Consider the following 23,953-nt stretch of genomic DNA (forward strand, 5'->3'; position numbering starts at 1 on the left):
TCATTTTCGGAGTAAAAAAGCAGAGGGCATTTTATTCAATTATCTCTTCGATCTGAAAGTAAGAAAAAGAGACCATCGGCAGATATTTTGCTATAGATAACTCCATGTGCTGTTATTCTAAAATTCCTGACGATTACCATAAAAAAGGCAGGAACTCTCGTTCCTGCCTTTTTTATAATCATATCTTATTATCTACTATTCGTCCTCATTAAGCAAAACTGGATCACCATATCCAAGATCCTTCAGTTTCTCTAACTGAGTTTCAGCATCACCAACAATAAGGAAATACATTTTTTTAGGATCAATATATTTCTTCGCCAGCTCCTGAATATCCATCACCGTCATTTCCTCTACCTGCTGCTGTTGTTCAGCAAGATAATCGTCGTTATAATCATAATCGCTAATTTCTTTGAGCATATTTAGTTTTGCGCCCAGAGTTTCAAATTTCCTGGTGCTGCTTTTAGTCATATAGCTTTTAGTAACCTCAAGATCATCCTGAGTAAAAGTATCGGCATAATCTGTAAGAATGTCGCGGATCAATTCAGTTGCTTCATAAGTTATATTGGATCGAACCCCACTGGAAATAAGGAAAGGGCCAATGTAAGATCTATCTTCGAACCTGGAACGAATTCCATAGGTATAGCCTTTTCCTTCTCTAAGTTCCTGCGTAAGCCTGGATGCGAAACTTCCACCACCAAGCCTGTAATTCATCACCTCTGCTGCATAAAAATCCTTATCACTAGCGCTTAATGCCGGAGCACCGAATGTTAGAACAGATTGTTTCGCACCCGGAACATCATAAAAGTAAATCTGAGATTTTTCAGGTGCTTCAAATTCTGGAATCTCCGGGAAATCTACAGTTTTTGGAGGCCAGGAAGCCGAAATTGCTTTTAGTGAATTCTTCGCCTTTTCGAGATCCAGATCACCTACTACAAGATAGGTAGCGTTTAAGGGTGAAAGATTTTCAGAATAATAAGCTTTTAGATCGTTCAGCGTGATATTCTCCACACTTTCTGTAGTTCCCATTTCATTCATGGAAAGAATACTGTTTTCACCATACACAAGTTTTCGAAATTCATTCGAAGCAATATTGTTAGGATCTCCTTCCTGCTGTTTGATCCTGCTAAGGGTTTGTTGTTTAATAAGTTCGAACTCTGACTCATCCCAACGTGGTTGAAGCAGCATCTCATCTACAAGTTTCATCGTCTCGGCGTAATTCTTTGCCAGTGTATTTCCAGTGATACTAATTTTCTCTTCCGAAGAACTTACATAGATACGCGCTCCCAAAAGTTCGATTGCTTCCTCCAGCTCTGCCGGAGTTTTTTTAGCGGTACCACGATTCATCAAGTTCGCCAGAAGATTTGCTACTCCTGCTTTATCTTTTGTTTCCAGTAACTGTCCGCTTTTGATTTCAAGACTAAATTGTACTAGGGGCACTTCTTTATTGGTAATACCCATCACTTTTAGTCCGCTTGGCATTGTCGTTTTCCAGATCTCCGGAATTTCCAGTTCAGGTTTTGCTGAATATGGAGGTTCAATGCTGCGATCAAAGCTAGAGGCTGTTTTTGGATAATCTACAGCCTGTGATGCATCGAAATCTTCTTCAGCTCCTTCCACGATCTTTTCTTCTACCACTTCAGCTTTTTCTGAATTTTCCAGAGCAAGATCCAATTGATCTTTTGGAACAAAACTGGTGGCAACATAATGCTGATCTTTTATATATTTTCTGAAGACTCTCATAACATCTTCCGAAGAAACCGCCAGTAATTTTTCGATCTCTTTGTTGATGAAATTGGGATCATTTGCAAAGATATCATACTGTGCTAATTGAAAACCTTTGCCAAGAACACTTGAAATGGAGTTATAGAAATTTGTCTCCAAACCGGCTTTAATTCTCTTAAGATCTTTCTGCGGGATGCCATTTTTATCGAATTCGGCAAGTCCTTCCTCGATTACAGACTGAACAGAGTCAAGGTCCTTTCCGTCATATGCCCGAACCTGAAGCATTAACTGCCCCGAAAGTTCAGAAGTGTAATTGAACATACTCACATTACCAGAAAGTTTGGCTTCTTCCACAATCTTCTTATACAAAGGAGCATTTTTACCATCAGCCAGGTAGCTGGTCAATATTTCCAATGCAAAGCTATCTGGATGGTACGAGTATACTGAAGGCCAGGCTAGTGTAAGCTCAGGCAGTTTCGCGAAATTGTCTTCGTGATATAATTTTTTAGTGTTATCGAGACTAACAAGCTGTTTTTCCTGTTCTTCGATCTTCTCTCCACGCGGGATCTCATCAAAGTATTTGTGGACCCATTCCTTTGCCTGGTCTTTATCAAAATCACCTGCGATGGTCAGGGTTACATTGTTAGGAGTATACCATTTATTATAAAAATCCTTTACATCCAGCAAGGTGGCGTTCTGAAGATCATCCAGACTTCCAATCACCTGCCAGTTATAGGGATGATCTTCTGGATACAGGTTTTTGTCGATCACATAAAAAGTATGTCCATAAGGCCTGTTATCTACTCCCTGGCGCTTTTCATTTTTAACAACCTGCTTTTCCTTGGCAAGAACCGGTTCTGTAACCGTATTGATAAAGTATCCAAGTTTGTCTGCTTCTGCCCAGATCATTTTTTCCAACGCATCTTTTGGTACGGTCTGGAAATAATTGGTGCGATCACGACTTGTAGAGCCATTGGCACCGCTACCACCAATTCTGGCGGAGAGTTTGTCCAGTCCACCTTTTCCAAGGTTCTCAGATTCCAGAAACAGAAGATGTTCAAATAAATGTGCAAATCCTGTTCTGCCTTCTTTTTCCCGGGCACTACCCACGTGAGCGGTAAGAGCTACTGCTACGACAGGGTCTGATTTATCTTCGTGCAGTATCACCTTTAGTCCATTTTCAAGGGTGAAAGTTTCGAAGTCCACCGAAAACTGATTCGTTCCTCCCTGGGCAAAAACCATGGTATTCGCCACCAGAAAAAAGCATAAAGCAGATAAAAATTGTCTCATTTTCATATTAGTAATCATATCCTCTATTATTTGTTAGGAATAATGCATTGGTGAAAAATAACTTTCCGTTTTCCCAGAAAGCTCTGAATAGTGGATTGTCCACCATATAAATAATAATACCTCTACCTATGTTTTCTTCACCGAAAATAAGTGAGTTCTCAAGCTTTTTCTGAGCTTCGCTACCGGCAAATCCTGAAACGACTTCAGGTTGCTGAATGTAAGCCACGTTAGAGCCTGAATTTAGAAGCTCATAACTATCACCGCTAAGTTTTAAGCTGAAGTAAGTATCGTCATACCCAAATGCCAATGGGTGACTTGGATCTACCGAAGTTTTTACGATACTACCGGTGATCATATTCTTCACATATTCTCTTTCTCGCTGTGTATAGGGAATAAGTTTATCGGCAGTTTTTAGTGTATCCTTTTTAGATTCTTTTGCTTCGATCCCAAAACTGTCTTTACCTGCAAATGCAGAAACAGCATCCCCAATCGCAATGATCTTTCCACCACCACGAACCCAGTTCTCAAGCATTTTTAAAGTATCCTCATCAAGAAAACTGGAGTAATTCCCTGAAGGTATCACCAGCACATTTAGTTCGTCCAGTATACTGGAAGAAAGATTACCCGTTTCCAATGGAATTACCGGATACTTCAAATCCTGTTCGAAAAAGTACCAGATCTCTCCAAAATTAAGCGAAGAAACCTGCTCACCTCTAAGGAGTCCAACTTTTTGCTTATTAATGATCTTTATATTACCTGAACCAAAATCGGGTCCTTTATCTGAAAAACCTGTATTAGTGGCTACGAGTTTTCGTTGCATGTTATTGGCGATCTCTACCACCTTCTGCTGAAAATTTTCAATAGCTGAATTATCACTTTTAGAAATGATAAGGCTGCCGGGATTAAAATCTGCTCCGGAATTTCTAAATTGTTTTTCGCTGAATCGAACCTTGATGTCATTTCTAATAAGTTCAGCCAGAAATCTCGCATCCTCCATGCTATTCCATTTTGAAAGGAATGCTGTAGCTTTAGCGTTCGCTGTATTTTGCTTGAAAGTTTCAGGATTATTAGGATTACCATCAATGGTTTTAGAACTGGCAACGGTCTCCAGTCCGTAAGCATAAGGCAAGCTCCAGGCGGTAATATCATACGTAAGAGAATCCACAAGTTTGGCTTTAGGTTCGAAAAGCACTTTGATCATTTTCGATTTTGGCTGATTCGCAGATACCAATAACGTTTTTTCAGAAGATTCAAGATTTCCACTTTTTGAATCCTGATAAGAATAACCTTTAATATTTCCTGAATTGGCAAAACTATATTTGATCTCGTGCCTGTCAAGCAGATCAGTTAAAGCGTTGATCTTATCCTTTTCGCCATTCATTGCATAGGTTTTAAATTCTGAATTACCTTCTGTAAAAAAATCTGCAAATTCTGAAACCAGTTCAGTAGCATTTTCTGAAGCCATTTCCACCGTGGAAATTCCAGTAGTAAAATGATGTTCAATGCGATCTTTTAAAGTTAGAATATAACCTTCGTTGGTTTGAACCCCCAAACCAGCACGACCATGACCAGCCTGTTCGTAGGTCATCCCAATGGCACCCATATAGGTTGGATACGTATCTCCGTAGCTTGGGTATAGCAGGTCAAATTGTTCTCCTGTAAAATATAACCAGCCATTATCATCGAAATATTTCGCATGATTTTTTCCAATTCTTGTCTGAAAATCACGCTGAAAGTCGGTAATGATCTCATGAAATGGTTCAGCAGCAGGAGCGAAATAATAAGGGTCGTTGATATCCTGTTCGTGGAAATCTACATGGATATGCGGCATCCATTGATTGTAAATCTTCAAACGTTGTCTTGTTTCTACCTGCGTTGCCCAGGCCCAGTCACGATTTAAATCAAAAAGATAATGATTAGGTCTTCCTCCGGGCCATGGCTCGTCATGCTCAGCAGAAAACTGACTAGTATTATAAGGAGTTGCTTTTACCTGGTTGTACCAGTTTGCATAACGGTCACGACCATCGGGATTGACACAAGGGTCAATGATTACCACTGTATTTTCCAGAAGTTCTCTCTTTACGGTAACCAGTTCATATAGAGTTTTCATTGCAGCCTCGGTACTGGAGGCTTCGTTACCATGTACATTGTAGCTTAGCCATACGATCGCTTTATCAGAAGTTTCATTAGCATCGGTTAGCCCGGCATTCGCAAAATGCTTCCGCTTGATGGACTCCATGTCCTGTATATTTTCTTCCGAAGAAATAATGGCATAAGTAAGTGGTCGACGTTCGTTGGTAAGGCCGTACTGCTGGTAATTTACCAGATCAGAATTTTCAGCTACATGCTCAAAATAGTCCACGACATTTGCGTGCCTGCTAAACTGAGAGCCCAATTCGTAACCAAGAAACTGCGACGGACTTTGAACCTCCTGTCCAGTTATTGTTGTAGTAATTACAATGAGAAAGAATAAAAAGAATCTGATTTTCAAAATTTTAGATTTTCAAAAGTGAATGCATCCAAAATTAAGTAAAAAAAGTCGCGATTTAATCCCAAACTTCATCCTGTAGCCAACTAGCAGCATTTTGCAGATATGGAACATAATTACAAGACTCATAATGCGTTAGACCAGGAGCTACTTCCAAAGTGACATTTGTGCCAGCCTCCTTGGTTGCAGCAACCCATTCCTGAGTTTCAGCAACAGCAAATAATTCGTCGTTCTCCCCATGAATAACATAGAGTGGAGTTTCTATGGTCCTAACACTGCCGTTAGAACTGAAAGTACTGTAACTGCTGGCCATTGGGATAGATGCAGTAAAGATTTCCGGATAAACTTCAGCATAGAACCAGCTGCCATTTCCACCATTACTGTAACCTGTTACCACGGTTTTATTTCTGTCAACATTCAAATATTTCTGAGTTAGATACATAAGACCGATAACGAGATCCTGGTTAAAAGCGCTGTTCCAAAGCTGCGTTCCTCCATTAGGACTTACAATAATTGGATCCAAGGCGGCGAATCCAGGCTCGGCATAACAGGCAGTGTTTTTATGAGCATTTGCATTTCCGCTTGCTGCACCATGAAGAGTTAGCACAAGAGGTCTTTCAGAAGACGAAGCATTTTCCGGGATGATCACTCTAAAATTCCATGAACTCCCGTTAAGGTTTTCCAGCGATACGTCGTTAATCCCTGGTTGCAGGTTCAAGGTCTGAAAATCTGCTTCAAGATCTTCAATGCTTCTGCGATCTGGTGTTGGAGCGTCATCATCACTCGAACATGATGTGAATGAAAATGTGATTAACAATACGAAAATTAGTCGTTTCAAGATCATGAGCTCCTGTTTTTGATTGATAACCGGAATTTATGAATTTTATAGATGTTAAGTTAATTGTAAAGAATAAATATGCGGCTGGTCTCGATTTAGTTTCCTTCCTAAAAGGTTTTATCTTTACGGCAATTATAAACAGGTTGATGTCTACAGATCATATAGCTTATCCCGATACCAATTATTTTACGCCATTAATCCTGGATTATCTTTCAGAAAAGGAAAGTCTTGGACATTTGTATCATCGTTTTCCTAAAATTGAAAATTTCAGGGCTCAGATCGATGAAAAATCCAAATCTTATAACAATTCTATTCGTAAGGATCTGGTGGAAGTTCTAAAAGAGCAGTATTCAGGTCTTAAAGTTTCTGAGATGACATCTGGCAACATCGATCTTTTATCTTCAGAAAAGACATTTACAGTGGTCACTGGTCATCAGCTTAATCTATTTACGGGTCCGCTTTATTTTCTTTATAAGATAGTTTCCACGATCAATCTTACCAGGAAGTTAAAAGAAAAACATCCGGAAAATAATTTTGTACCGGTATACTGGATGGCTACAGAGGATCATGATTTTGAAGAGATCAATTTCTTTAATCTACACGGAAAAAAATTCAAATGGAATAATGCCGAAAAGCGGGCAGGAGCGACTGCTGTTGGTAAGCTTTCTACGGAAGGGCTTGAGGAAGTTTTTAAGCTTTTTTCTGCTGAGATTGGTGGAGGAACTAATGCCGAAGAATTGAAGGAAATGTTCCAGAAAGCATATTTGGAGCACAATAACCTGACCGATGCCACGCGCTATCTGGCGAACAGGTTATTTGGCAAAGAAGGTCTGGTCATCATAGCAGCTGGAGATTCCCGATTAAAAAAGCATTTTTCCAGCCATATTAAGAATGAATTACTTGAGGAGTCTTCCTCAAAAGCGTCGCAAACTGCCATAGATTCTCTGGCAGAATTGGACTATAAAGTACAGGTAAATCCGCGAGATATCAATTTATTTTATCTTAACGAGGAGATCAGGGAACGTATCGTTAAAAGAGATGCTCGGTATTATGTTTATGAAACAGAGATAAGCTGGAGCAAAGAAGAAATACTTGCAGAAGTAGATGCACACCCGGAACGTTTTAGTCCAAATGTCATGATGCGACCACTCTACCAGGAAGTGCTGCTTCCAAATCTTTGCTATATAGGTGGAGGAGGCGAACTTGCTTACTGGTTGCAGCTAAAGAATTATTTTGAAGCTGAAGATGTGGTTTTTCCAATGTTATTACTTCGGAATTCAGCATTACTGCAAACTGCTAAACAAAATGCCAAACGCAGAAAACTCGATATTTCACTGAAGGAATTATTTCTGAAACAACATGAACTGATCAATCGCAAGGTTCGGAAAATCAGTAATATCAACATTGATTTTTCAGAACAGAAAGAGCATTTGATTCAGCAATTTCAACAAATGTATGAGCTGGCTGAGAAAACCGATAAATCTTTTATTGGTGCAGTAAAAGCGCAGGAAGTAAAGCAGCTTAAAGGTCTTGACAATCTCGAAAACCGGCTCCTGCAAGCTCAAAGAAGAAAACTAAAGGATGAAGTAGAGCGAATCGCCGCGCTGCAGAATGATCTATTTCCAAACAGAAGTTTGCAGGAGCGGCAAACAAATTTCTCTGAATATTACGATGAATACGGTCAGGAACTTATCGAGCGCCTTTTAGCAGAATTAGATCCTTTAGACGCAAACTTTAAAATTATCACTTTTGGAAAAGAATAGAATGCATACCATAGATATGGATCTGGTTGAAATGACGCTGGATGTTATGAAGTATGCCATTGATCGTATATCTAATGTAACTCCGGAACTTGGCGCACCGAAGAAGGAGGAAGAACTTTTAAGGTTGGTTGGAGAAACTATAACTCCGGAAGGTATTGGAGGTGAAAGTGCATTCCAGTTATTTAAGAACGTACTGGTCAAAGCAACGGTACCTATCGATCATCCAAGGCATCTGGCGTTTGTCCCTGCCGCACCAACCAGGGCTGCGATCATGTTTGACCTGGTGACTTCAGCTTCCAGTATTCATGGTTCTTACTGGATGGAAGGAGCCGGTGGTATTTTTTGTGAAAACCAGGCGATGAAATGGCTGGTAAGTTTAACCGGTCTACCGGAAACTGCCTTTGGTGTATTTACAAGTGGTGGTACAGCTGCAAATCTTTCAGCATTAGTTACCGCAAGAGAGGAGTGGAGAGAACAAAGGCCAGCTCACGCCAGAGAGAGAGCACTTTTGATCACTTCAACAGGAGCGCATTCTTCAATAAAATCCATGGCAAAAGTAATGGATGCAGATGTTCACCTGGTGAAGTCAGATGAAGAATTTTTATCGGGAACTGCACTTCAGAAGGAATTGGAAAATTTAAGTGAACAGGATAGAAACAGACTTTTCGCCGTGGTAGCAACGGGTGGAACAACCAATGCCGGGATCATAGATGATCTGGAAGGAGTGGTAAATATATGTGCCGAAGAAAATATCTGGTTACATGTAGATTGTGCTTATGGAGGTGGAGCGCTGGCTGCAGACTCGGTTAGACATTTGTTTAAAGGCATCGAGGAGGCAGACAGTATTACTATAGATCCTCATAAATGGCTGTTTTCACCTTACGATTGTGGCGCGGTGATCTACAAGAACCTGGAACTAGCGAAAAAAGCACATTCTCAAAAAGGCGCATATCTAGAAATATTTAAGGACGAGGGAGCACAAGGATTCAATCCTGCAGATTACCAGATCCAGCTTACCCGTAGATTACGCGGGATGCCATTATGGTTTTCACTGGCGATGCATGGTACTAACAAGTATAAAGAGGCCATCGAACGAGGGATAGAACTTGCAAATATTGCCGCTTCCAAAGTGGAACAGAATGATTTGCTTGAACTGGTACGTCCAGCAAGTTTATCTGTAGTCTTATTTAAAAGAAAAGGATGGTCTGCGGAAGATTACCGTGACTGGACCTACAAAAATCACAATTCAGGATTTGCATTGGTCACGCCGTCTCTGTGGAAGGATGAAAGCGTGGTTAGATTCTGCTTTATTAACCCTGATACTACTGAAGATGATATTGAGCAGATATTGGCTACTTTAGACTAATTGCTAATCTATTTCATATTCAAGCCGCATTGTTATCGATGCGGTTTTGTTTTTATCTGCCGTGTTATATGCACCACTCCAGCTAAAATCCTCGCCGCTATTCTGGCCGGTGATCTGAAACACACCCATATTGGCATTTTTTAGATCGCCTAGATTTTCTCCGGTGTTCGCTGCGATTTTCTCTGCACGTAGTCTGGCATCCTCCGTAGCTTTAGAGATCATTTCAATTTTGAGATCGGCTATTTTGGTATAGTAATACCTGGGAGGAGAGGAATTGAACTGGACGCCTTTATTTAGTAATTCTGTGATCTCACGTGACACATTTTCGATGAGCTCTACATTGCTACTTTCAATTTTCACAGGTTGGGTTAGTTCGTAACCCTTGAAAATACTACCCACATAATTACCATTTTGATACTGATTCTCTTGCTGCTCATTAGTTTGAACCGAGTTAAAGACAATGTTCTCATCCTTGATCCCTTTTCCTATGAGATAGGATCTGACAATATTTTTATCCTGATCAAGTTGATTATAAGCCGCTTCCAAATTTGGAGAATTTCTGCTGAATCTACCTTCCCACACTATCAGATCTGAAACAAAGTTTTCACTACCCGAACCCGTCACCGAAATGATACCATCGGGATTCGCTCTGGAAACGTAAGCATCACCCAGAAAATAGGCTGCAACCATGATCGCAATGGCAAAAATTATAGCACTTAAATATTTCATATTTGGCAGAGTCTTAATGCATTTTAAATATAGAAATTTTCCATCTTCCTTTGCCGGCTTTTTTACCTAAATTCCTATTTTTGCGCATGCAAAACAACGTACTCATCCTAGACTTTGGTTCGCAGTATACACAGCTTATCGCAAGGCGTGTTAGGGAACTGAACATTTACTGCGAGATCTATCCATACTCGAAAATTCCAGAAGATTTATCAGGTTTTAAAGCGGTTATCCTTTCAGGAAGTCCATTTTCTGTAAGAGCAGAAGATGCCCCGCATCCAGATCTTTCACAGATTAGAGGTAAATTGCCTATGCTGGCAGTTTGCTATGGAGCTCAATATCTTGCTCACTTTTTCGGTGGAAAAGTAGAACCTTCAGATACCAGGGAATTTGGAAGAGCGAATCTTTCAGTGATTAAGGATGCAGAATTGTTGTTTGAAGATATCAAAGAGAATTCACAGGTTTGGATGAGTCACAGTGATTCTATTATAAACCTTCCTGAAAATGCGGTTAGACTGGCGAGTACTTCAGATGTGCTGAATGCAGCTTACAGAATTGAAGGGGAAGAGACTTACGCAATCCAGTTTCATCCAGAAGTTTATCATTCCACAGATGGTAAACAATTACTGGAGAACTTTCTTGTAAAGATCGCTGGTACTGAGCAAAGCTGGACGCCTGGCGCTTTTGTTGATCTAACAATTTCAGAATTAAAGGAGAAAATTGGAGAAGACAAGGTAGTTCTGGGTCTTAGTGGAGGTGTGGATTCTACGGTTGCTGCCGTATTATTACACCAGGCTATTGGCAAAAACCTGTACTGTATTTTCGTTAATAATGGTCTTCTTCGGAAGAACGAATTCGAAAGTGTACTGGACCAGTACAAGGACATGGGGCTCAATGTAAAGGGAGTGGATGCTTCGGCACGATTTCTGGATGCATTGAAAGGTCTATCAGATCCTGAAGAAAAGAGAAAAGCGATCGGGAATACTTTTATTGAAGTTTTCGATGATGAAGCTCACGAGATCAAGGATGTTGTTTACCTGGCACAGGGAACTATCTATCCAGATGTGATCGAGTCGGTTTCAGTTAATGGCCCTTCAGTAACGATCAAGTCACATCATAATGTAGGAGGATTACCCGATTTTATGAAGCTGAAAGTGGTAGAGCCACTAAGAATGCTATTTAAAGATGAGGTAAGAAGAGTAGGAAAGGAACTCGGAATCGATAAGGTATTACTGGGCAGACATCCATTTCCAGGTCCGGGACTTGCGATTAGAATTCTTGGTGATATAACGGTAGAAAAAGTGCGAATACTTCAGGAAGTAGATCATATCTTTATACAGGGACTAAGAGACTGGATGTTGTATGACAAAGTTTGGCAGGCAGGAGCGATCTTACTACCCATACAGTCGGTAGGAGTCATGGGTGACGAAAGGACTTATGAACAGGTTGTAGCATTGAGAGCTGTGGAATCCACAGATGGTATGACTGCAGACTGGGTGAATTTACCTTACGAGTTCTTGCAAAAGACTTCGAATACAATAATTAACCGGGTGAAAGGCGTTAATAGAGTAGTCTATGATATTAGCTCCAAACCACCTGCAACTATAGAGTGGGAATAAAATCTCAAAAAAGATAAAAGAATGAAGTACCTATTTGTGTTATGTTTCCTTTTCCAGGTGATAAGTATGTCTGCAAACGCGCAGTCGTACAAATATCATACTGTGAAAAAAGGTGAAACTGTGTTTAGTATCTCCCAGTCTTACAGTATTGATGAGGAGGATATTTATAAATACAACCCGGAAGCAAAGAACGGGATAGGGATCGATGAGAAACTCGTTATTCCAATTTCTGAAAATAAAACTGAAGTATCTACAAATACAGAAACTTCAGCTACATCTGTATCTTTTAAAGAACACCAGGTAAAGAAAAAGGAGACGCTTTATAGTCTTTCCAAGGAATACGGCGTTAGTATCGATAATATTAAAAGGTATAATAAGCAGTTATATTCCAAGGAGCTCCAGATAGGCGAAACCATTCAAATTCCTGTGGGTAATATTCCTGCCCAAAATGTGGTGGTAACGAATACTCCGCAACCAGCATCACAAAATCAGTCAAAAGAAGCTCCGGTCGAGAAACCTGTAAATACTAAAGTTTCCAGTAGTTCGCAAAACTTCAAGACAAGAGAGCATATTGTACTTCCGCAGGAAACCAAATATGGGATTGCGAGAAAGTATGGGATGACACTTAAGGAGCTGGACGAGATGAATCCTAAAGTAGAAATATTACAGCCTGGAATGATGATTCGCGTTGGTACTGCTGTATTGGATGAGGAACCGGTGATCATTACGGATGATCGTTTTCGGTTTTATGAAGTGAAACCGCAGGAAACACTTTACAGACTGTCTAAAAAGTTTGAGGTATCTCAGGATTCTTTGATTAGATTGAATCCTGCACTAACTGAAGGATTGAAATTCGGGATGGTCCTTAAGGTTCCAAAAAAGGATGGAAATTCTGGAGATGATGAGAATGACCAGTATACTGGTATGGAAGCAGGTTCGCAGTCTAAAGTAGATCTAAAATCTTTTATCAATAATCGCGATACTAGGGAGATCGCTTTAATGTTGCCATTTCATCTCGACAAGATTGATGCCGATTCAATTCCTACCTACCGTAACGCTATTCTCAATGAAAGAGTGATACGAATTTCTCTTGATTTCCATAGTGGTGTTCTAATGGCTGTTGAGAAAGCGAAAAGCATGGGGATTTCTACAAAACTTAAGGTTTATGACACCAGAAGAAACACGGATGAAGCCTCAAACATTCTTAGAACCAATAACTTCGATAATGTAGATGCTGTAATAGGTCCGCTAATTCAGGATGTAACAGAAACTGTAGCTGGAGCGTTGGAGAACAGGAACATTCCTGTAATCAATCCGCTTAGTAATCGTAGTATGAAGGGCTACGGAAATTTATTCCAGTCCAGACCAAGCGAGGAATTCCTAAGATCTAAAATGGTCGACTATATCGCTAGAAACGCGACTGGAAAAAATGTTATTGTTATTGCCGACTCAAAATCTTACGCCATCAAAAATGAATTGATGAGTGCGGTACCTTCAGCGAGAACAGTAAACCCATCAGATAATTTTATTTCCGAAGCAAAACTGGCAGAAGTAATGTCTTCAGGAGAAAATTGGGTGATTCTGGAGTCTGAAAATATGAACCTTATAAGTAGTGTTGCTGCTGCTTTAAATAGGTTAACAAGAAATAATAAGATCACGTTACTTACTACCAATAAGAATAATGGTTATGAGAGCGATGTGATCTCCAACAATCATCTTGGAAAATTGAAACTTCATTATCCTTCAGTAGATAAAGAATTTGATACCCAGCAGGATGATGAGTTTGTAAAAGACTACGCTAAGAAATTCAAAGTTCAGCCAAATCAGTACGCGATGCGTGGATATGATCTAACAATGGATATCTTATTAAGACTGGCTTCTGCGGAAGATCTATACGAAAGCTTCGAAAAATACCCAGGTTATACAGAATATTATGAGAGCAAATTTCATTATTTGATGAAGCCCGAAGGTGGATACATCAATGATGCGATCTATATTTTAAACCTGAATGAAGATCTAACTATAACTGAAGCAAATGACCTCTAAAGTTACATACCTCGGAAATTTAAGAACAGAAGCTGAACATTTACAAAGTGGATCTAAAATGATCACCGATGCTCCTGTGGACAATCATGGAAAAGGGGAAGCTTTTTCCCCAACAGATACGGTGGCAACGGCACTTGCTTCCTGTATGCTTACGATTATGGGTATTAAAGCCAGTGATCATCAAATGGAAATTAAAGGTACTACCGCTGAGGTTACCAAGGTGATGACCGATAAGCCTCGAAGGATTTCGAAAATTGAGATCAATATAGTTGTAAAGGGAAGCTTTGGTGAAAAGGAGAGGAAGATCCTGGAGAACGCGGCACTTACGTGCCCGGTCTATCATAGTTTGCATGCAGATATCGAAAAGCCGGTAAATTTCAAGTATTCGTGAGGAAATTTCTTCTCGCCTTATTTCTCTTCGGAATTGTCCAGATAGGTTGTTCCCAGGAAAAAAGAAAAATTGAATGGGCAAGTATAGATCGTCTTAGCTGGCAAAATTTTGAGGCTTCTCCAGATTATTCTATAGATTTTTCTGCAAATACGAATTCCGGGATGAGCTATTCCTGGAATTATAGTACAAGGACTGGAAAACCTGAGCTTACCCATGAAGTGAAGAGTAATTTTTATCCGGATCTAAGCTGGGTAAAGGATGTGAATAATCCAGCATACTTACTCGCTCACGAACAACTGCATTTTGATATAACCGAATTACATGCCCGCAAACTGAGAAAGCGACTTGCTGAATATGAAATAGGCAGAAGGATACGACAGGATCTTAAAAGACTTTATAACATCACTGAAGCCGAAAGGGTCGCCATGCAGAATCGTTTTGATAAAGAGACTTCACATAGTGAAAATAAGGAAGCAGAGTACCATTGGAGAAAATTTGTGGCTTCTCAATTAGCGGAATATGAAGTTTACGCGCTTTAAAATTGTTGGGAAGCGACTTTAGTTTCTTCAAATTCAGAAATCATTTCCTTTACGATTTCAGCTGCAGGTTTGATCTCGTTGATCAATCCAGAAACCTGGCCTATTTCAAGTTCACCTTCTTCCAGATCGCCTTCATACATCCCTTTCTTTGCTCTGGCTCTTCCGAGTAATTTGGTAAGATCTTCTTTGCTTGGAGATTTTGTGTAAAGTTCCTGAACATCTTCAAAAAACTTATTTTTTAGTAATCTTACTGGTGCAAGTTCTTTAAGGGTAAGTACAGTGTCACCTTCTTTCGCTTTCACTACCATTTCCTTGAAATTCTGGTGAGAACTTGCCTCAGGAGTTGCAACGAACCTGCTTCCAACCTGTACAGCATCAGCTCCCAGCACCATTGCTGCAAACATTCCTTTTCCATTGCCAATTCCTCCAGCTGCTATTAGCGGTATATCGATCTTTTCACGAACCATAGGAATCAATGTAAAAGTGGTGGTTTCGTCACGACCATTATGACCACCAGCTTCGAATCCTTCAGCAACAATAGCATCTACACCAGCTTCTTGAGATTTTACAGCAAATTTCACACTGCTTACTACATGTACCACTTTAATCCCATAACTTTGTAAGTGAGAGGTCCAGGTCTTAGGATTCCCGGCAGATGTAAATACGATCTTAACGCCCTCATCAATGATTATTTCCATAATCTTATCAATATCAGGATAGAGCATAGGTACGTTTACCGCAAAAGGTTGTTTGGTAGCCATTTTACATTTCTGAATATGCTCCTTAAGGATCTCAGGATACATAGAGCCTGCCCCAATAATACCAAGTCCTCCGGCATTCGAAACGGCACTGGCTAATTTCCAGCCGCTTGCCCAGATCATTCCAGCCTGTATCAATGGATATTCAATCTCGAAAAGTTCAGTGATTCTATTGTGCTTAAAACTCATTACTTTTTGATAATAAGAAATTTTTCAGTCGTGTTTTCAGATTCAAACATAGCAATATAAATTCCACGAGAAAAGCCGGAAAGATTAATTTCTGAAGAAACGCTGCGTTCGCTTAAGACCATTTTCCCGGCTGTATTGAAAATCTGTATATTATAATTGGTTTCTGGTCCGGCAAATTTCAGAAAATCTTCTACTGGATTTTGATATAAAATTAATTCCGAAGAATTAGGTGCTACAGGATTTGCGTTGGTTGAAAAGTCTGAAATTCCATAACCCAGAAAATTATTGGTAGAATTGCTAAGATGTCCAATATCTCTAATTAATTGCATCACCTCGAAATTTGTCCATTCCGGGTTTAATTGCCAGAAGCATGCAATAGCTCCTGCCATGATCGGACTGGAAAATGATGTGCCATTCACGCCAACGAGCCTATCATCTTCGTTAATTGCTGCGACCTCAATAGCCTGAGCGACCACATCTGGTTTAATTCTCCCGTCTGCTGTAGGTCCAATAGAACTAAATGGCGCATAATTACCTGAAGGATCAACTCCGCCAATGGCCAGGACATTTGCATCTGCAGGAGCACTAATGATTCTAAAATAATCCTCGTCTCCACGGTTGCCCGCTGAAGTGACCACAAGCATTCCTTTTTGCATAGCCATATTAGCTCCTCTTGAAATAAAACTTGTCTGCCCATCCATATCATTCGGAGCATAACTATAAGCCTGGTTATCATATAAAGTGTATCCCAGGGAAGTATTAATGATATCGACGCCCAGACTATCAGCTTTCTCAGCTGCTTCCACCCAATAGGCTTCCTCAACTGGAGTCTCGGTAGCAGCAACTTCGGTAACAAAAAGATAATAAGCAGCATCTGGCGCAGTGCCTATATAAAGATTCTCTCTAAAAGCAGCCATGGTAGAAAGTACCAGCGTCCCATGACTATCCAGAGTGTTTGCGGAATAATCCTCTGAGCGATTCGTAAAATCATATCCACCCAGTAAATTGTTGTTGTTCCTTAGGTTCTGAAATGATAAGAGCGAATTCACATTTGGAAAACCAGAGTCCATCACGGCGATGATCATTCCATTTCCTGTTAGATCCTGCTTATGTAAATTCTGAAGATTAAGCATTCTAACCTGGTTAGCGGTTGAAGCATAATTGAAGTCTATTTCTGATTCAAGCTTATTCTCGTTGCTTTTCTGCGGAATGCTTTGACTCCTGTTAGATAGCTCTTCAAGGAACTGGACATTGGCAACATGATCTAAACTTTCTAAAACCTCAATAGCATTTCGTTCACCTATAACATAAACGCAATTAAACCATTTGGATTTAGCCTTAATTTCGAAACCAGATCTTGTTTTAAGATCGCTAATAAAAGGTTCATGAACCGGAACATCAAGAAAGTCAATAGTCGTACCTCTCAATAATTTACGTTCGTAAGCCCTTTGAGAAAAAAGATTTGCGGGAGTTTCGAGTGCTTCAACTGCATTAGGTTTGTTTGTAAAATAAACAAAAGCGTGTTCCTGCGCTAAAGCACAACTGGAAATAAAAAAGACAAGTAGGAATATTTTTTTCATAGCAAACTGCCGGCAGACAAGTAAGTTACGAAATTACCCCAGAACCCAGCAGTTCATCTTTGCTATACCAGGCTACAAACTGACCTTCAGTGATCGAAGCTTGTGGTGTTTCAAAAACCACATACATTCCATTATCAGTTTGATGTAAAACTGCTTCCTGCAAAGGCTGGCGGTATCGAATACGAGCTTTAACTTTCATCTCTTTTCCATTTCCTATAGCCAGGTCCTTGCGAACCCAGTGCACTTCATCGTTTGAAATGAACAAAGCCTGCCTGTAAATCCCGGGATGGTTCTTGCCCTGTCCCGTATAGATCACATTTTCGGTCACATCGGTATCGATCACGAATAAAGGTTCCGGAGTACCACCTACAGCCAGACCTTTTCGTTGTCCTTTTGTGAAATAATGTGCACCTTGATGATTTCCTACAACTTTGCCCTGATCTTTGCGATAATTGTATTTTTTAGATAGAAACTGCAGTTCCTCTTTTTTAGATGAAAAACTTAATTCTTCCTCGTTGTAAATATCATCTTCGGAAGAAACCTCTACGATAACCCCTTCTTTCGGTTTTAATTTCTGCTGGAGAAAGTCTGGAAGTCTTACTTTACCGATAAAGCAAAGTCCCTGAGAATCTTTTTTATCAGCAGTTACCAGATCCTGTTCTGAAGCGATCTTTCTTACTTCAGATTTCTGAAGTTCTCCAATAGGGAAGAGGGTTTTAGAAAGCTGATCCTGAGTTAACTGACATAGAAAGTAAGACTGATCTTTATTAGAATCCATTCCAGACATAAGCTGGTATATGGTTTCACCATCCTTTTCAAATTCAGATTTTCGGCAGTAATGCCCGGTAGCCACGTAGTCTGCACCCAGAGACATAGCTATCTTCATAAAAACATCGAACTTAATTTCGCGATTACAAAGTACATCTGGATTCGGAGTTCTACCTTTTTCGTATTCGTTAAACATATAGTCAACGATACGTTCCTTGTATTGTTCGCTAAGATCTACGGTTTGAAAAGGGATACCTAGTTTTTCTGCCACCAGCATTGCATCATTACTATCATCCAGCCAGGGGCATTCATCTGAAATGGTCACTGTATCATCATGCCAGTTCTTCATAAAAAGACCGATCACTTCATATCCTTGCTCTTTCAATAGGTATGCTGAAACACTGGAATCTACACCTCCGGACAAACCAACCACTACTTTTTTCATAGGTATCGTAACTTTTCTTTGACTTATATAAAAGTCGGATAAGAAGCCGCAAAATTACGAAATAAAAAAGGGTAGCGAAAGCTACCCTTTTCAATAAAATTTTGGTGCGGATTATTTTTCAAAAGTAAGCGATGAAGTTGGAAGATCATTTGGGGTAAACGTAAAACGATTACCATCAAAAGATACATTACCAGTAAGTTCTCCAAATCCCGGTACCGTGAAGGTATACTGGGAACCGGAGGAATTACTCCAGTCTCCACTAGAAGATTCAGATTCACATTCGCCACTGACATTCGTAAAAAATTCTGAGTCAGCAGTGTTATCGGCCTTAAAGCTAAGATATGACTGGCTGGAACATTCATTAATTGATAACCCAGGGACATTATTAGCTTCGACAAGAAACCATGTTCCCAGGATCGATTCGTCGTTATCCACTCCTGCATCATCGTCATCACTACAGGAAGCAAGGATTCCTGTGAATAGTAATAATATTAAAATCTTCTTCATAAATAGGTATTTAGGTTTCTCAAATATAAACAAAGTTTATTCGAATTCATGGATTGATATAATCTGTAAGTGTTTGAATATCTTAAAACTAAACGTTTAATGAAATTTAACAAAGATTAAACAGAGTTATGGGAAATTCAGTAGTAGATTTATGTGATCAAAAATTTTAACTAAAATTCAAATGATATGAATTCAATTCTCAAAAACTCAAAAATTAGTATTCTATTGCTGGCAATCTGCTTCAGTTTTACAGCATGTGATCAAGACGATGACTTCATGACTTCAGATGATGTCATGGAAACTCCAGACCCAACAGATGATGTGGTAGAATCCAACACCATAGCAGATTTTGTGGTTGCTAATGAAAATTATTCTTCACTTTTAGCCGCTTTAGAGGCTACAGGATTGACCTCTACGTTTACAGGTGACGATGTTTACACGGTGTTTGCTCCAGATAATGATGCTTTTGCCGCTTTCCTTGATGAAAATGGATTCAATGCTCTGGAAGATGTACCAACAGATGTTCTTACTCAGGTTCTATTGAACCATGTACAAATGGGGGAGATCAGGTCTTCAGATCTATCTACCGGATATATAGAAAGTATGTCTACAGCTGGACCTGACGGTGAAAATTTAAGTATGTATATCAATACTGAAAATGGTGTGGTTATTAATGGTGTAAGTACTGTTGAAACCGCAGATGTTGAAGTGGATAATGGAGTGATACACGCTGTAAGCGATGTGATTGGATTACCTAATGTGGTAACTTTTGCACTTGCAGATCCTACTTTTGATACCTTAGTGGCTGCATTGACTAGAGAAGATTCTTATACATTTGTGTCTACTCTGCAAGCTGCGGATTCTCCAGCTCCTTTTACTGTCTTTGCCCCTACAAATTCAGCTTTTGGAGATCTTTTGACTGAACTTGAGCTTGAGGAACTTGGAGATCTGGATGCTGAAACGCTGGCTACAGTGCTTAGCTACCATGTTCTAATAGATATGAATGTAACGTCAGATGAGCTTGAAGATGGTATCGTAGTAACTTCACTTCAAGGTGAGGATTTCACTATAAATCTTGGTGATGCTGCAACCATTACTGATGCAAACGGAAGAACCTCAACGATCATCGCTACAGATGTTCAGGCTACAAATGGAGTGATCCATGCAATTGATACTGTTATCTTACCTACGCTATAACAGAGACTCAGAACAAATAAAAAAGCCTCCGCATTTGCGGAGGCTTTTTTATTGAATATTTCTCAGAAGTAATTATTTACCCTTTTGTTTCTTTTGCTGCTCTTCAGCCTGCTCCATCATTTCCTGGAACTTTCGGGTGAACTTATTCTGTTTTTTAGGTTTTTTCTTGTTTTCCTGGATCTTCGCATGAATCTTATCTTCGTCTACGATCACATATTTGATCACTAACATGATCCCAATCGTAATAAGGTTCGAAGTAAAGTAATACAAGGAAAGTCCACTCGCATAGTTGTTGAAGAATACCAACATAAACAATGGAGATAGGTACATGAGGAACTTCATATTAGGCATTCCCGGCTGTTGATTCGCCTGCATGCTTTGCCCGGTAGTCATCATCATATAGATAAAGATAGCTACAGAGGCAAGTATCGGGAACAAACTTACATGATCACCATAGAATGGGATATGGAAAGGTAGTTCTGCGATCACATCATAGCTGGAAAGATCATCTGCCCATAAGAAGCTTTTCTGTCTAAGCTGAAATGCACTTGGGAAGAACTGGAACAAGGCGTAGAACACCGGTATTTGCATAAGCGCTGGCAAACATCCACTCATAGGACTGGCGCCTGCTTTGCTATACAGCTTCATGGTTTCCTGCTGCTTTTTCATCGCATTATCCTTGTACTTCTCATTCAGCTCATTGATCTCAGGTCTTAAGATCTTCATCTTAGCCTGAGATAAATAAGATTTGTAAGTCACGGGAGAAAGAACAATTCTAACCACGATCGTCATGGCAATAATCGCCAGACCGTAACTTGGAAGAACGCCTCCTAAAAATGCAAAGAATGGAATGAATAGATATTTGTTGATCCATCCAAAAATTCCCCAACCTAGCGGAATAATTTCATCCAAATTTCTATCATAATCATTCAGGATCTTGTAATCTGAAGGACCATAATACCAGTTCATATTGTAGTTAAGTTCACCAGCCTTTAGTTCCAAAGGAATGCTGGAAGCAAAGGTCTTGGTGTAAACAGTATCGATTTCTTCATCTTCAACAAGATTCTCTACTTCGAAACTTGCAGTTGTAAATGGTGTGTCTGTTAGTAAAATAGAGGAGAAGAAGTGTTGTCTATAAGCGATATAACTTATGTCCTCATCATCGTCATCACCATCACTTAAACTGTCATCATCACCACCATCATATTCCCAGATAAGATCAGTGTACCTGTTCTCATAAGAAATACTCTTCGCATGACGGTATCCTTTCAATTTCCAGTCAAGCACAGGTGTTGCTGAAGAATTCAATACACCGGTTAGTCCTTCGGAACGTACGCTGAAATCCAGCATATATTCTCCAGGTCTCATTGCGTATCGGTATTCCAGGTACTCATCTTCTGAAACCTTTAGTTTCATAGATAAGATCTGGTTTCCATTGTTTTCAGTTAACTCAGGTTCAAAATATAGATCTTCCGTATTAAGAGTTCTTCCATCAGTAGTATTTAAACTCATGTTCATGGAAGCATTCCCATCCTTAATAAGGTATACTGGAATCGAATCGAAGGTCTTGAAATTCTTCAGTCTTGCTTCTTCGATGTAACCACCTTTATTAGAAACTCTTAGTTCCAGCAGGTCATTTTCTATCGTCGTAGAACCTCCTTTTGCTGAAGACAGTGTTTCAGAATATCCAAAAGCACCCAAACGTTTTTGAGCATTTACAAGAGCGGTCGAGTCGCTTGCTGGTGTGGCTGTGTTTTCTTCGAACTCAGGAGTTGTTTCTTGATCTCTATTGATGTTTTCTTCCGTAGTAACTTCATCTACGCTCTCCGTTTCGTCTGGAGTGTTGTTGTAAAGCATCCAGAGAAGGATACCACCAATTAAAATAAATCCAATGATGGATTGGACGTCAATTTTCTTTTCTTCCATTACTTAGTATTGCTTAATCTACCCAGTCAAATAAACGACCAGTTTCTATTTCTGCGCCATTTTGGCACTTTGTCTCTTTTCTGAATATTCTAATGCAGCTTTTACAAAAGAGACAAACAGTGGGTGTGGACTAGCCACGGTACTCTTATATTCGGGGTGATATTGAACACCAACAAACCATGGATGGTCTGCGAGTTCAATCACTTCCACCAGTTTTGTTTCTGGATTTATACCGGTACTTAGCATTCCTGCATTTTCCAGTTGTTCCTTATATTGATTGTTGTATTCGTAGCGATGACGATGTCTTTCTGAAATCATGTCTTTCCCGTAAGCGTCATGAATTACAGACTTCTTACTCAGTTCACAATCCCACGCACCAAGTCTCATCGTACCACCTTTGTGTGTAACTTCTTTTTGATCTGCCATAAGATCGATTACCGGATGCTTGGTCTCAGGATCCATTTCAGAAGAATTCGCACCTTTTAATTTAAGTACGTTTCTGGCAAACTCGATGACAGCCATTTGCATTCCAAGACAGATCCCTAGAAATGGTAAATTGTTTTCACGAGCATATCTCACCGCATCGATCTTTCCTTCGATACCACGTTCTCCAAATCCTGGTGCAACCAGAACTCCGTCAAGATGACTTATTTTATTGTGGATCGTACTGTCGTTTATAAATTCTGAATGAATGTATTCTACCTTCACCGAAACTTCGTTCTCGGCTCCAGCATGAATAAAAGATTCAAGTATAGATTTATAAGAATCCTGAAGTTCAACGTATTTTCCAATCAGTCCAATATGCACTTCAGCTTTCGGATTCTTATGTCTTTTCAAGAATTGATTCCAGCGATCAAGGTTAGGAGTAGAGTCGGTAGGGAGATCCAGTTTTTTCATAGTTACTGTATCCAGACCTTCCTTAAGCATCATGTTTGGCACATCATAGATTGTTCTTGCATCGATACTTTGTATCACAGCTTCCTGTCTCACATTACAAAAGATAGCCAGCTTTCTTCTTATATCATCTGATAGTTCATGCTCGGTTCTACATACCAGAATATCGGCTTTGATACCGCTTTCCATCAAAGTTTTTACACTATGCTGAGTTGGTTTGGTTTTCAATTCTCCTGCAGCAGAAAGATATGGAACAAGAGTAAGGTGAATTACCAGAGCATTATCATCACCGAGCTCCCATTTTAGCTGTCTTACTGCTTCAATATATGGCAGGGACTCAATATCACCTACAGTTCCTCCAATCTCAGTGATCACAATATCGTATTCACCATTCTTTCCAAGAATTTGTATCCTCTCCTTGATCTCATTGGTGATATGAGGAACTACCTGTACTGTTTTTCCTAAAAATTCACCACGTCTCTCTTTTTCGATGACGCTCTGATAAATTCTTCCGGTAGTTACATTATTTGCCTGTGAGGTATTTACATTGAGAAAACGCTCGTAATGGCCTAGATCAAGATCTGTCTCAGCTCCATCTTCAGTCACATAACATTCTCCGTGCTCGTAAGGATTTAAAGTTCCAGGATCTACATTTATATATGGATCCAGCTTCTGAATAGTTGTTCTAAAACCCCTAGCCTGTAATAATTTCGCCAGAGACGCGGCAATAATTCCTTTTCCAAGAGAGGAAGATACACCGCCTGTGACGAATATATACTTGGTATTGGCCATTTTAAGTCGTGTTTGTTGTGTTGTTATTCAGGGCGCTAAATTACAAAGAAGAATAGAAAAACCGCTTACTTTGAAGTTCTAATCTTAAGAGGTTTTTAACAGGAGAAGA

17 protein-coding genes are annotated in these 23,953 nt (G+C 39.7%); 7 read left to right on the plus strand and 10 right to left on the minus strand.

Annotation, left to right across the window (positions count from 1 at the left end):
• Nucleotides 1–195: 195 nt before the first annotated feature.
• The 3 genes from T8I65_RS04840 to T8I65_RS04850 are packed head-to-tail and all read right to left on the minus strand — an operon-like array spanning nt 196 to nt 6,344.
• On the minus strand, nt 196–3,030 hold the full coding sequence (locus T8I65_RS04840; protein WP_416173207.1) for a M16 family metallopeptidase: 2,835 nt from the start codon (nt 3,028–3,030) through the stop codon (nt 196–198).
• Nucleotides 3,020–5,503, minus strand: coding sequence for a M14 family metallopeptidase (locus tag T8I65_RS04845; RefSeq protein WP_322302274.1), 2,484 nt, complete (start codon nt 5,501–5,503; stop codon nt 3,020–3,022). The genes T8I65_RS04840 and T8I65_RS04845 overlap by 11 nt, the downstream gene beginning before the upstream one ends.
• A 55-nt stretch (nt 5,504–5,558) precedes the next feature.
• Nucleotides 5,559–6,344: a dienelactone hydrolase family protein gene (locus tag T8I65_RS04850; RefSeq protein ID WP_322302275.1), complete on the minus strand. Its 786-nt coding sequence runs from the start codon at nt 6,342–6,344 to the stop codon at nt 5,559–5,561.
• Nucleotides 6,345–6,484: 140 nt separating this feature from the next.
• Between T8I65_RS04850 and bshC the strand changes: the two genes are divergently transcribed.
• The gene (gene bshC, locus T8I65_RS04855; RefSeq protein WP_322302780.1) at nt 6,485–8,101 is read left to right on the plus strand and encodes a bacillithiol biosynthesis cysteine-adding enzyme BshC; all 1,617 of its coding nucleotides are present in this window, start codon (nt 6,485–6,487) and stop codon (nt 8,099–8,101) included.
• A gap of 1 nt (nt 8,102) precedes the next feature.
• Nucleotides 8,103–9,467 (plus strand): pyridoxal phosphate-dependent decarboxylase family protein, encoded by a 1,365-nt coding sequence (locus T8I65_RS04860; protein ID WP_322302781.1) that lies wholly within the window; start codon nt 8,103–8,105, stop codon nt 9,465–9,467.
• 3 nt (nt 9,468–9,470) lie between these two features.
• On the opposite strand, the gene T8I65_RS04865 is transcribed toward T8I65_RS04860, so the two are convergent.
• Complete coding sequence (locus T8I65_RS04865; RefSeq protein ID WP_322302276.1) at nt 9,471–10,196, minus strand: SIMPL domain-containing protein; 726 nt, start codon at nt 10,194–10,196, stop codon at nt 9,471–9,473.
• Nucleotides 10,197–10,282: 86 nt separating this feature from the next.
• Here T8I65_RS04865 and guaA point away from each other — a divergent pair, with 86 nt between their 5' ends.
• The 4 genes from guaA to T8I65_RS04885 are packed head-to-tail and all read left to right on the plus strand — an operon-like array spanning nt 10,283 to nt 14,788.
• Nucleotides 10,283–11,812 carry a glutamine-hydrolyzing GMP synthase gene (gene guaA / locus T8I65_RS04870; protein WP_322302277.1) on the plus strand — a complete coding sequence of 510 codons (1,530 nt, stop codon included), beginning with the start codon at nt 10,283–10,285 and terminating at the stop codon, nt 11,810–11,812.
• Between the two features lie 21 nt (nt 11,813–11,833).
• Nucleotides 11,834–13,858 carry a LysM peptidoglycan-binding domain-containing protein gene (locus tag T8I65_RS04875; protein WP_322302278.1) on the plus strand — a complete coding sequence of 675 codons (2,025 nt, stop codon included), beginning with the start codon at nt 11,834–11,836 and terminating at the stop codon, nt 13,856–13,858.
• A complete protein-coding gene (locus T8I65_RS04880) occupies nt 13,848–14,249 on the plus strand; it encodes an OsmC family protein (protein WP_322302279.1) in 402 nt (133 codons plus the stop codon). Before T8I65_RS04875 ends, T8I65_RS04880 begins: the two co-directional genes overlap by 11 nt.
• Nucleotides 14,246–14,788, plus strand: coding sequence for a DUF922 domain-containing protein (locus tag T8I65_RS04885; protein ID WP_322302280.1), 543 nt, complete (start codon nt 14,246–14,248; stop codon nt 14,786–14,788). The genes T8I65_RS04880 and T8I65_RS04885 overlap by 4 nt, the downstream gene beginning before the upstream one ends.
• On the opposite strand, the gene T8I65_RS04890 is transcribed toward T8I65_RS04885, so the two are convergent.
• From T8I65_RS04890 to T8I65_RS04905, 4 genes are all read right to left on the minus strand, one after another.
• A complete protein-coding gene (locus T8I65_RS04890) occupies nt 14,785–15,735 on the minus strand; it encodes a nitronate monooxygenase (RefSeq protein WP_322302281.1) in 951 nt (316 codons plus the stop codon). The genes T8I65_RS04885 and T8I65_RS04890 overlap by 4 nt on opposite strands.
• Nucleotides 15,735–17,315 carry a S8 family serine peptidase gene (locus T8I65_RS04895; protein ID WP_322302282.1) on the minus strand — a complete coding sequence of 527 codons (1,581 nt, stop codon included), beginning with the start codon at nt 17,313–17,315 and terminating at the stop codon, nt 15,735–15,737. The genes T8I65_RS04890 and T8I65_RS04895 overlap by 1 nt, the downstream gene beginning before the upstream one ends.
• A gap of 25 nt (nt 17,316–17,340) precedes the next feature.
• Complete coding sequence (gene mnmA / locus T8I65_RS04900) at nt 17,341–18,528, minus strand: tRNA 2-thiouridine(34) synthase MnmA (RefSeq protein ID WP_322302283.1); 1,188 nt, start codon at nt 18,526–18,528, stop codon at nt 17,341–17,343.
• A 111-nt stretch (nt 18,529–18,639) separates the two neighbouring features.
• Nucleotides 18,640–19,035, minus strand: coding sequence for a lipocalin family protein (locus tag T8I65_RS04905; RefSeq protein ID WP_322302284.1), 396 nt, complete (start codon nt 19,033–19,035; stop codon nt 18,640–18,642).
• A gap of 186 nt (nt 19,036–19,221) precedes the next feature.
• Between T8I65_RS04905 and T8I65_RS04910 the strand changes: the two genes are divergently transcribed.
• Nucleotides 19,222–20,232, plus strand: coding sequence for a fasciclin domain-containing protein (locus T8I65_RS04910; RefSeq protein WP_322302285.1), 1,011 nt, complete (start codon nt 19,222–19,224; stop codon nt 20,230–20,232).
• Between the two features lie 72 nt (nt 20,233–20,304).
• Here T8I65_RS04910 and yidC read toward each other — a convergent pair whose 3' ends face one another.
• Nucleotides 20,305–22,158, minus strand: a complete 1,854-nt coding sequence (gene yidC, locus T8I65_RS04915; protein WP_322302286.1) for a membrane protein insertase YidC — start codon at nt 22,156–22,158, stop codon at nt 20,305–20,307.
• A gap of 45 nt (nt 22,159–22,203) precedes the next feature.
• The gene (locus T8I65_RS04920) at nt 22,204–23,844 is read right to left on the minus strand and encodes a CTP synthase (RefSeq protein ID WP_322302287.1); all 1,641 of its coding nucleotides are present in this window, start codon (nt 23,842–23,844) and stop codon (nt 22,204–22,206) included.
• Between the last annotated feature and the right edge of the window lie 109 nt (nt 23,845–23,953).

It is taken from the genome of Christiangramia sp. OXR-203 (assembly GCF_034372165.1).
GTDB lineage: Bacteria > Bacteroidota > Bacteroidia > Flavobacteriales > Flavobacteriaceae > Christiangramia.

What these genes read in the sequence shown, in the direction of transcription:
- T8I65_RS04890 (WP_322302281.1), bottom strand. Translation starts at nt 15,735, where the DNA reads ATGAGTTTTAAGCACAATAGAATCACTGAACTTTTCGAGATTGAATAT.
- T8I65_RS04895 (WP_322302282.1), bottom strand. Translation starts at nt 17,315, where the DNA reads ATGAAAAAAATATTCCTACTTGTCTTTTTTATTTCCAGTTGTGCTTTA.
- T8I65_RS04880 (WP_322302279.1), top strand. Translation starts at nt 13,848, where the DNA reads ATGACCTCTAAAGTTACATACCTCGGAAATTTAAGAACAGAAGCTGAA.
- T8I65_RS04920 (WP_322302287.1), bottom strand. Translation starts at nt 23,844, where the DNA reads ATGGCCAATACCAAGTATATATTCGTCACAGGCGGTGTATCTTCCTCT.
- guaA (WP_322302277.1), top strand. Translation starts at nt 10,283, where the DNA reads ATGCAAAACAACGTACTCATCCTAGACTTTGGTTCGCAGTATACACAG.
- T8I65_RS04850 (WP_322302275.1), bottom strand. Translation starts at nt 6,344, where the DNA reads ATGATCTTGAAACGACTAATTTTCGTATTGTTAATCACATTTTCATTC.
- T8I65_RS04905 (WP_322302284.1), bottom strand. Translation starts at nt 19,035, where the DNA reads ATGAAGAAGATTTTAATATTATTACTATTCACAGGAATCCTTGCTTCC.
- T8I65_RS04860 (WP_322302781.1), top strand. Translation starts at nt 8,103, where the DNA reads ATGCATACCATAGATATGGATCTGGTTGAAATGACGCTGGATGTTATG.
- T8I65_RS04865 (WP_322302276.1), bottom strand. Translation starts at nt 10,196, where the DNA reads ATGAAATATTTAAGTGCTATAATTTTTGCCATTGCGATCATGGTTGCA.
- yidC (WP_322302286.1), bottom strand. Translation starts at nt 22,158, where the DNA reads ATGGAAGAAAAGAAAATTGACGTCCAATCCATCATTGGATTTATTTTA.
- T8I65_RS04840 (WP_416173207.1), bottom strand. Translation starts at nt 3,030, where the DNA reads ATGATTACTAATATGAAAATGAGACAATTTTTATCTGCTTTATGCTTT.
- mnmA (WP_322302283.1), bottom strand. Translation starts at nt 18,528, where the DNA reads ATGAAAAAAGTAGTGGTTGGTTTGTCCGGAGGTGTAGATTCCAGTGTT.
- T8I65_RS04910 (WP_322302285.1), top strand. Translation starts at nt 19,222, where the DNA reads ATGAATTCAATTCTCAAAAACTCAAAAATTAGTATTCTATTGCTGGCA.
- bshC (WP_322302780.1), top strand. Translation starts at nt 6,485, where the DNA reads ATGTCTACAGATCATATAGCTTATCCCGATACCAATTATTTTACGCCA.
- T8I65_RS04875 (WP_322302278.1), top strand. Translation starts at nt 11,834, where the DNA reads ATGAAGTACCTATTTGTGTTATGTTTCCTTTTCCAGGTGATAAGTATG.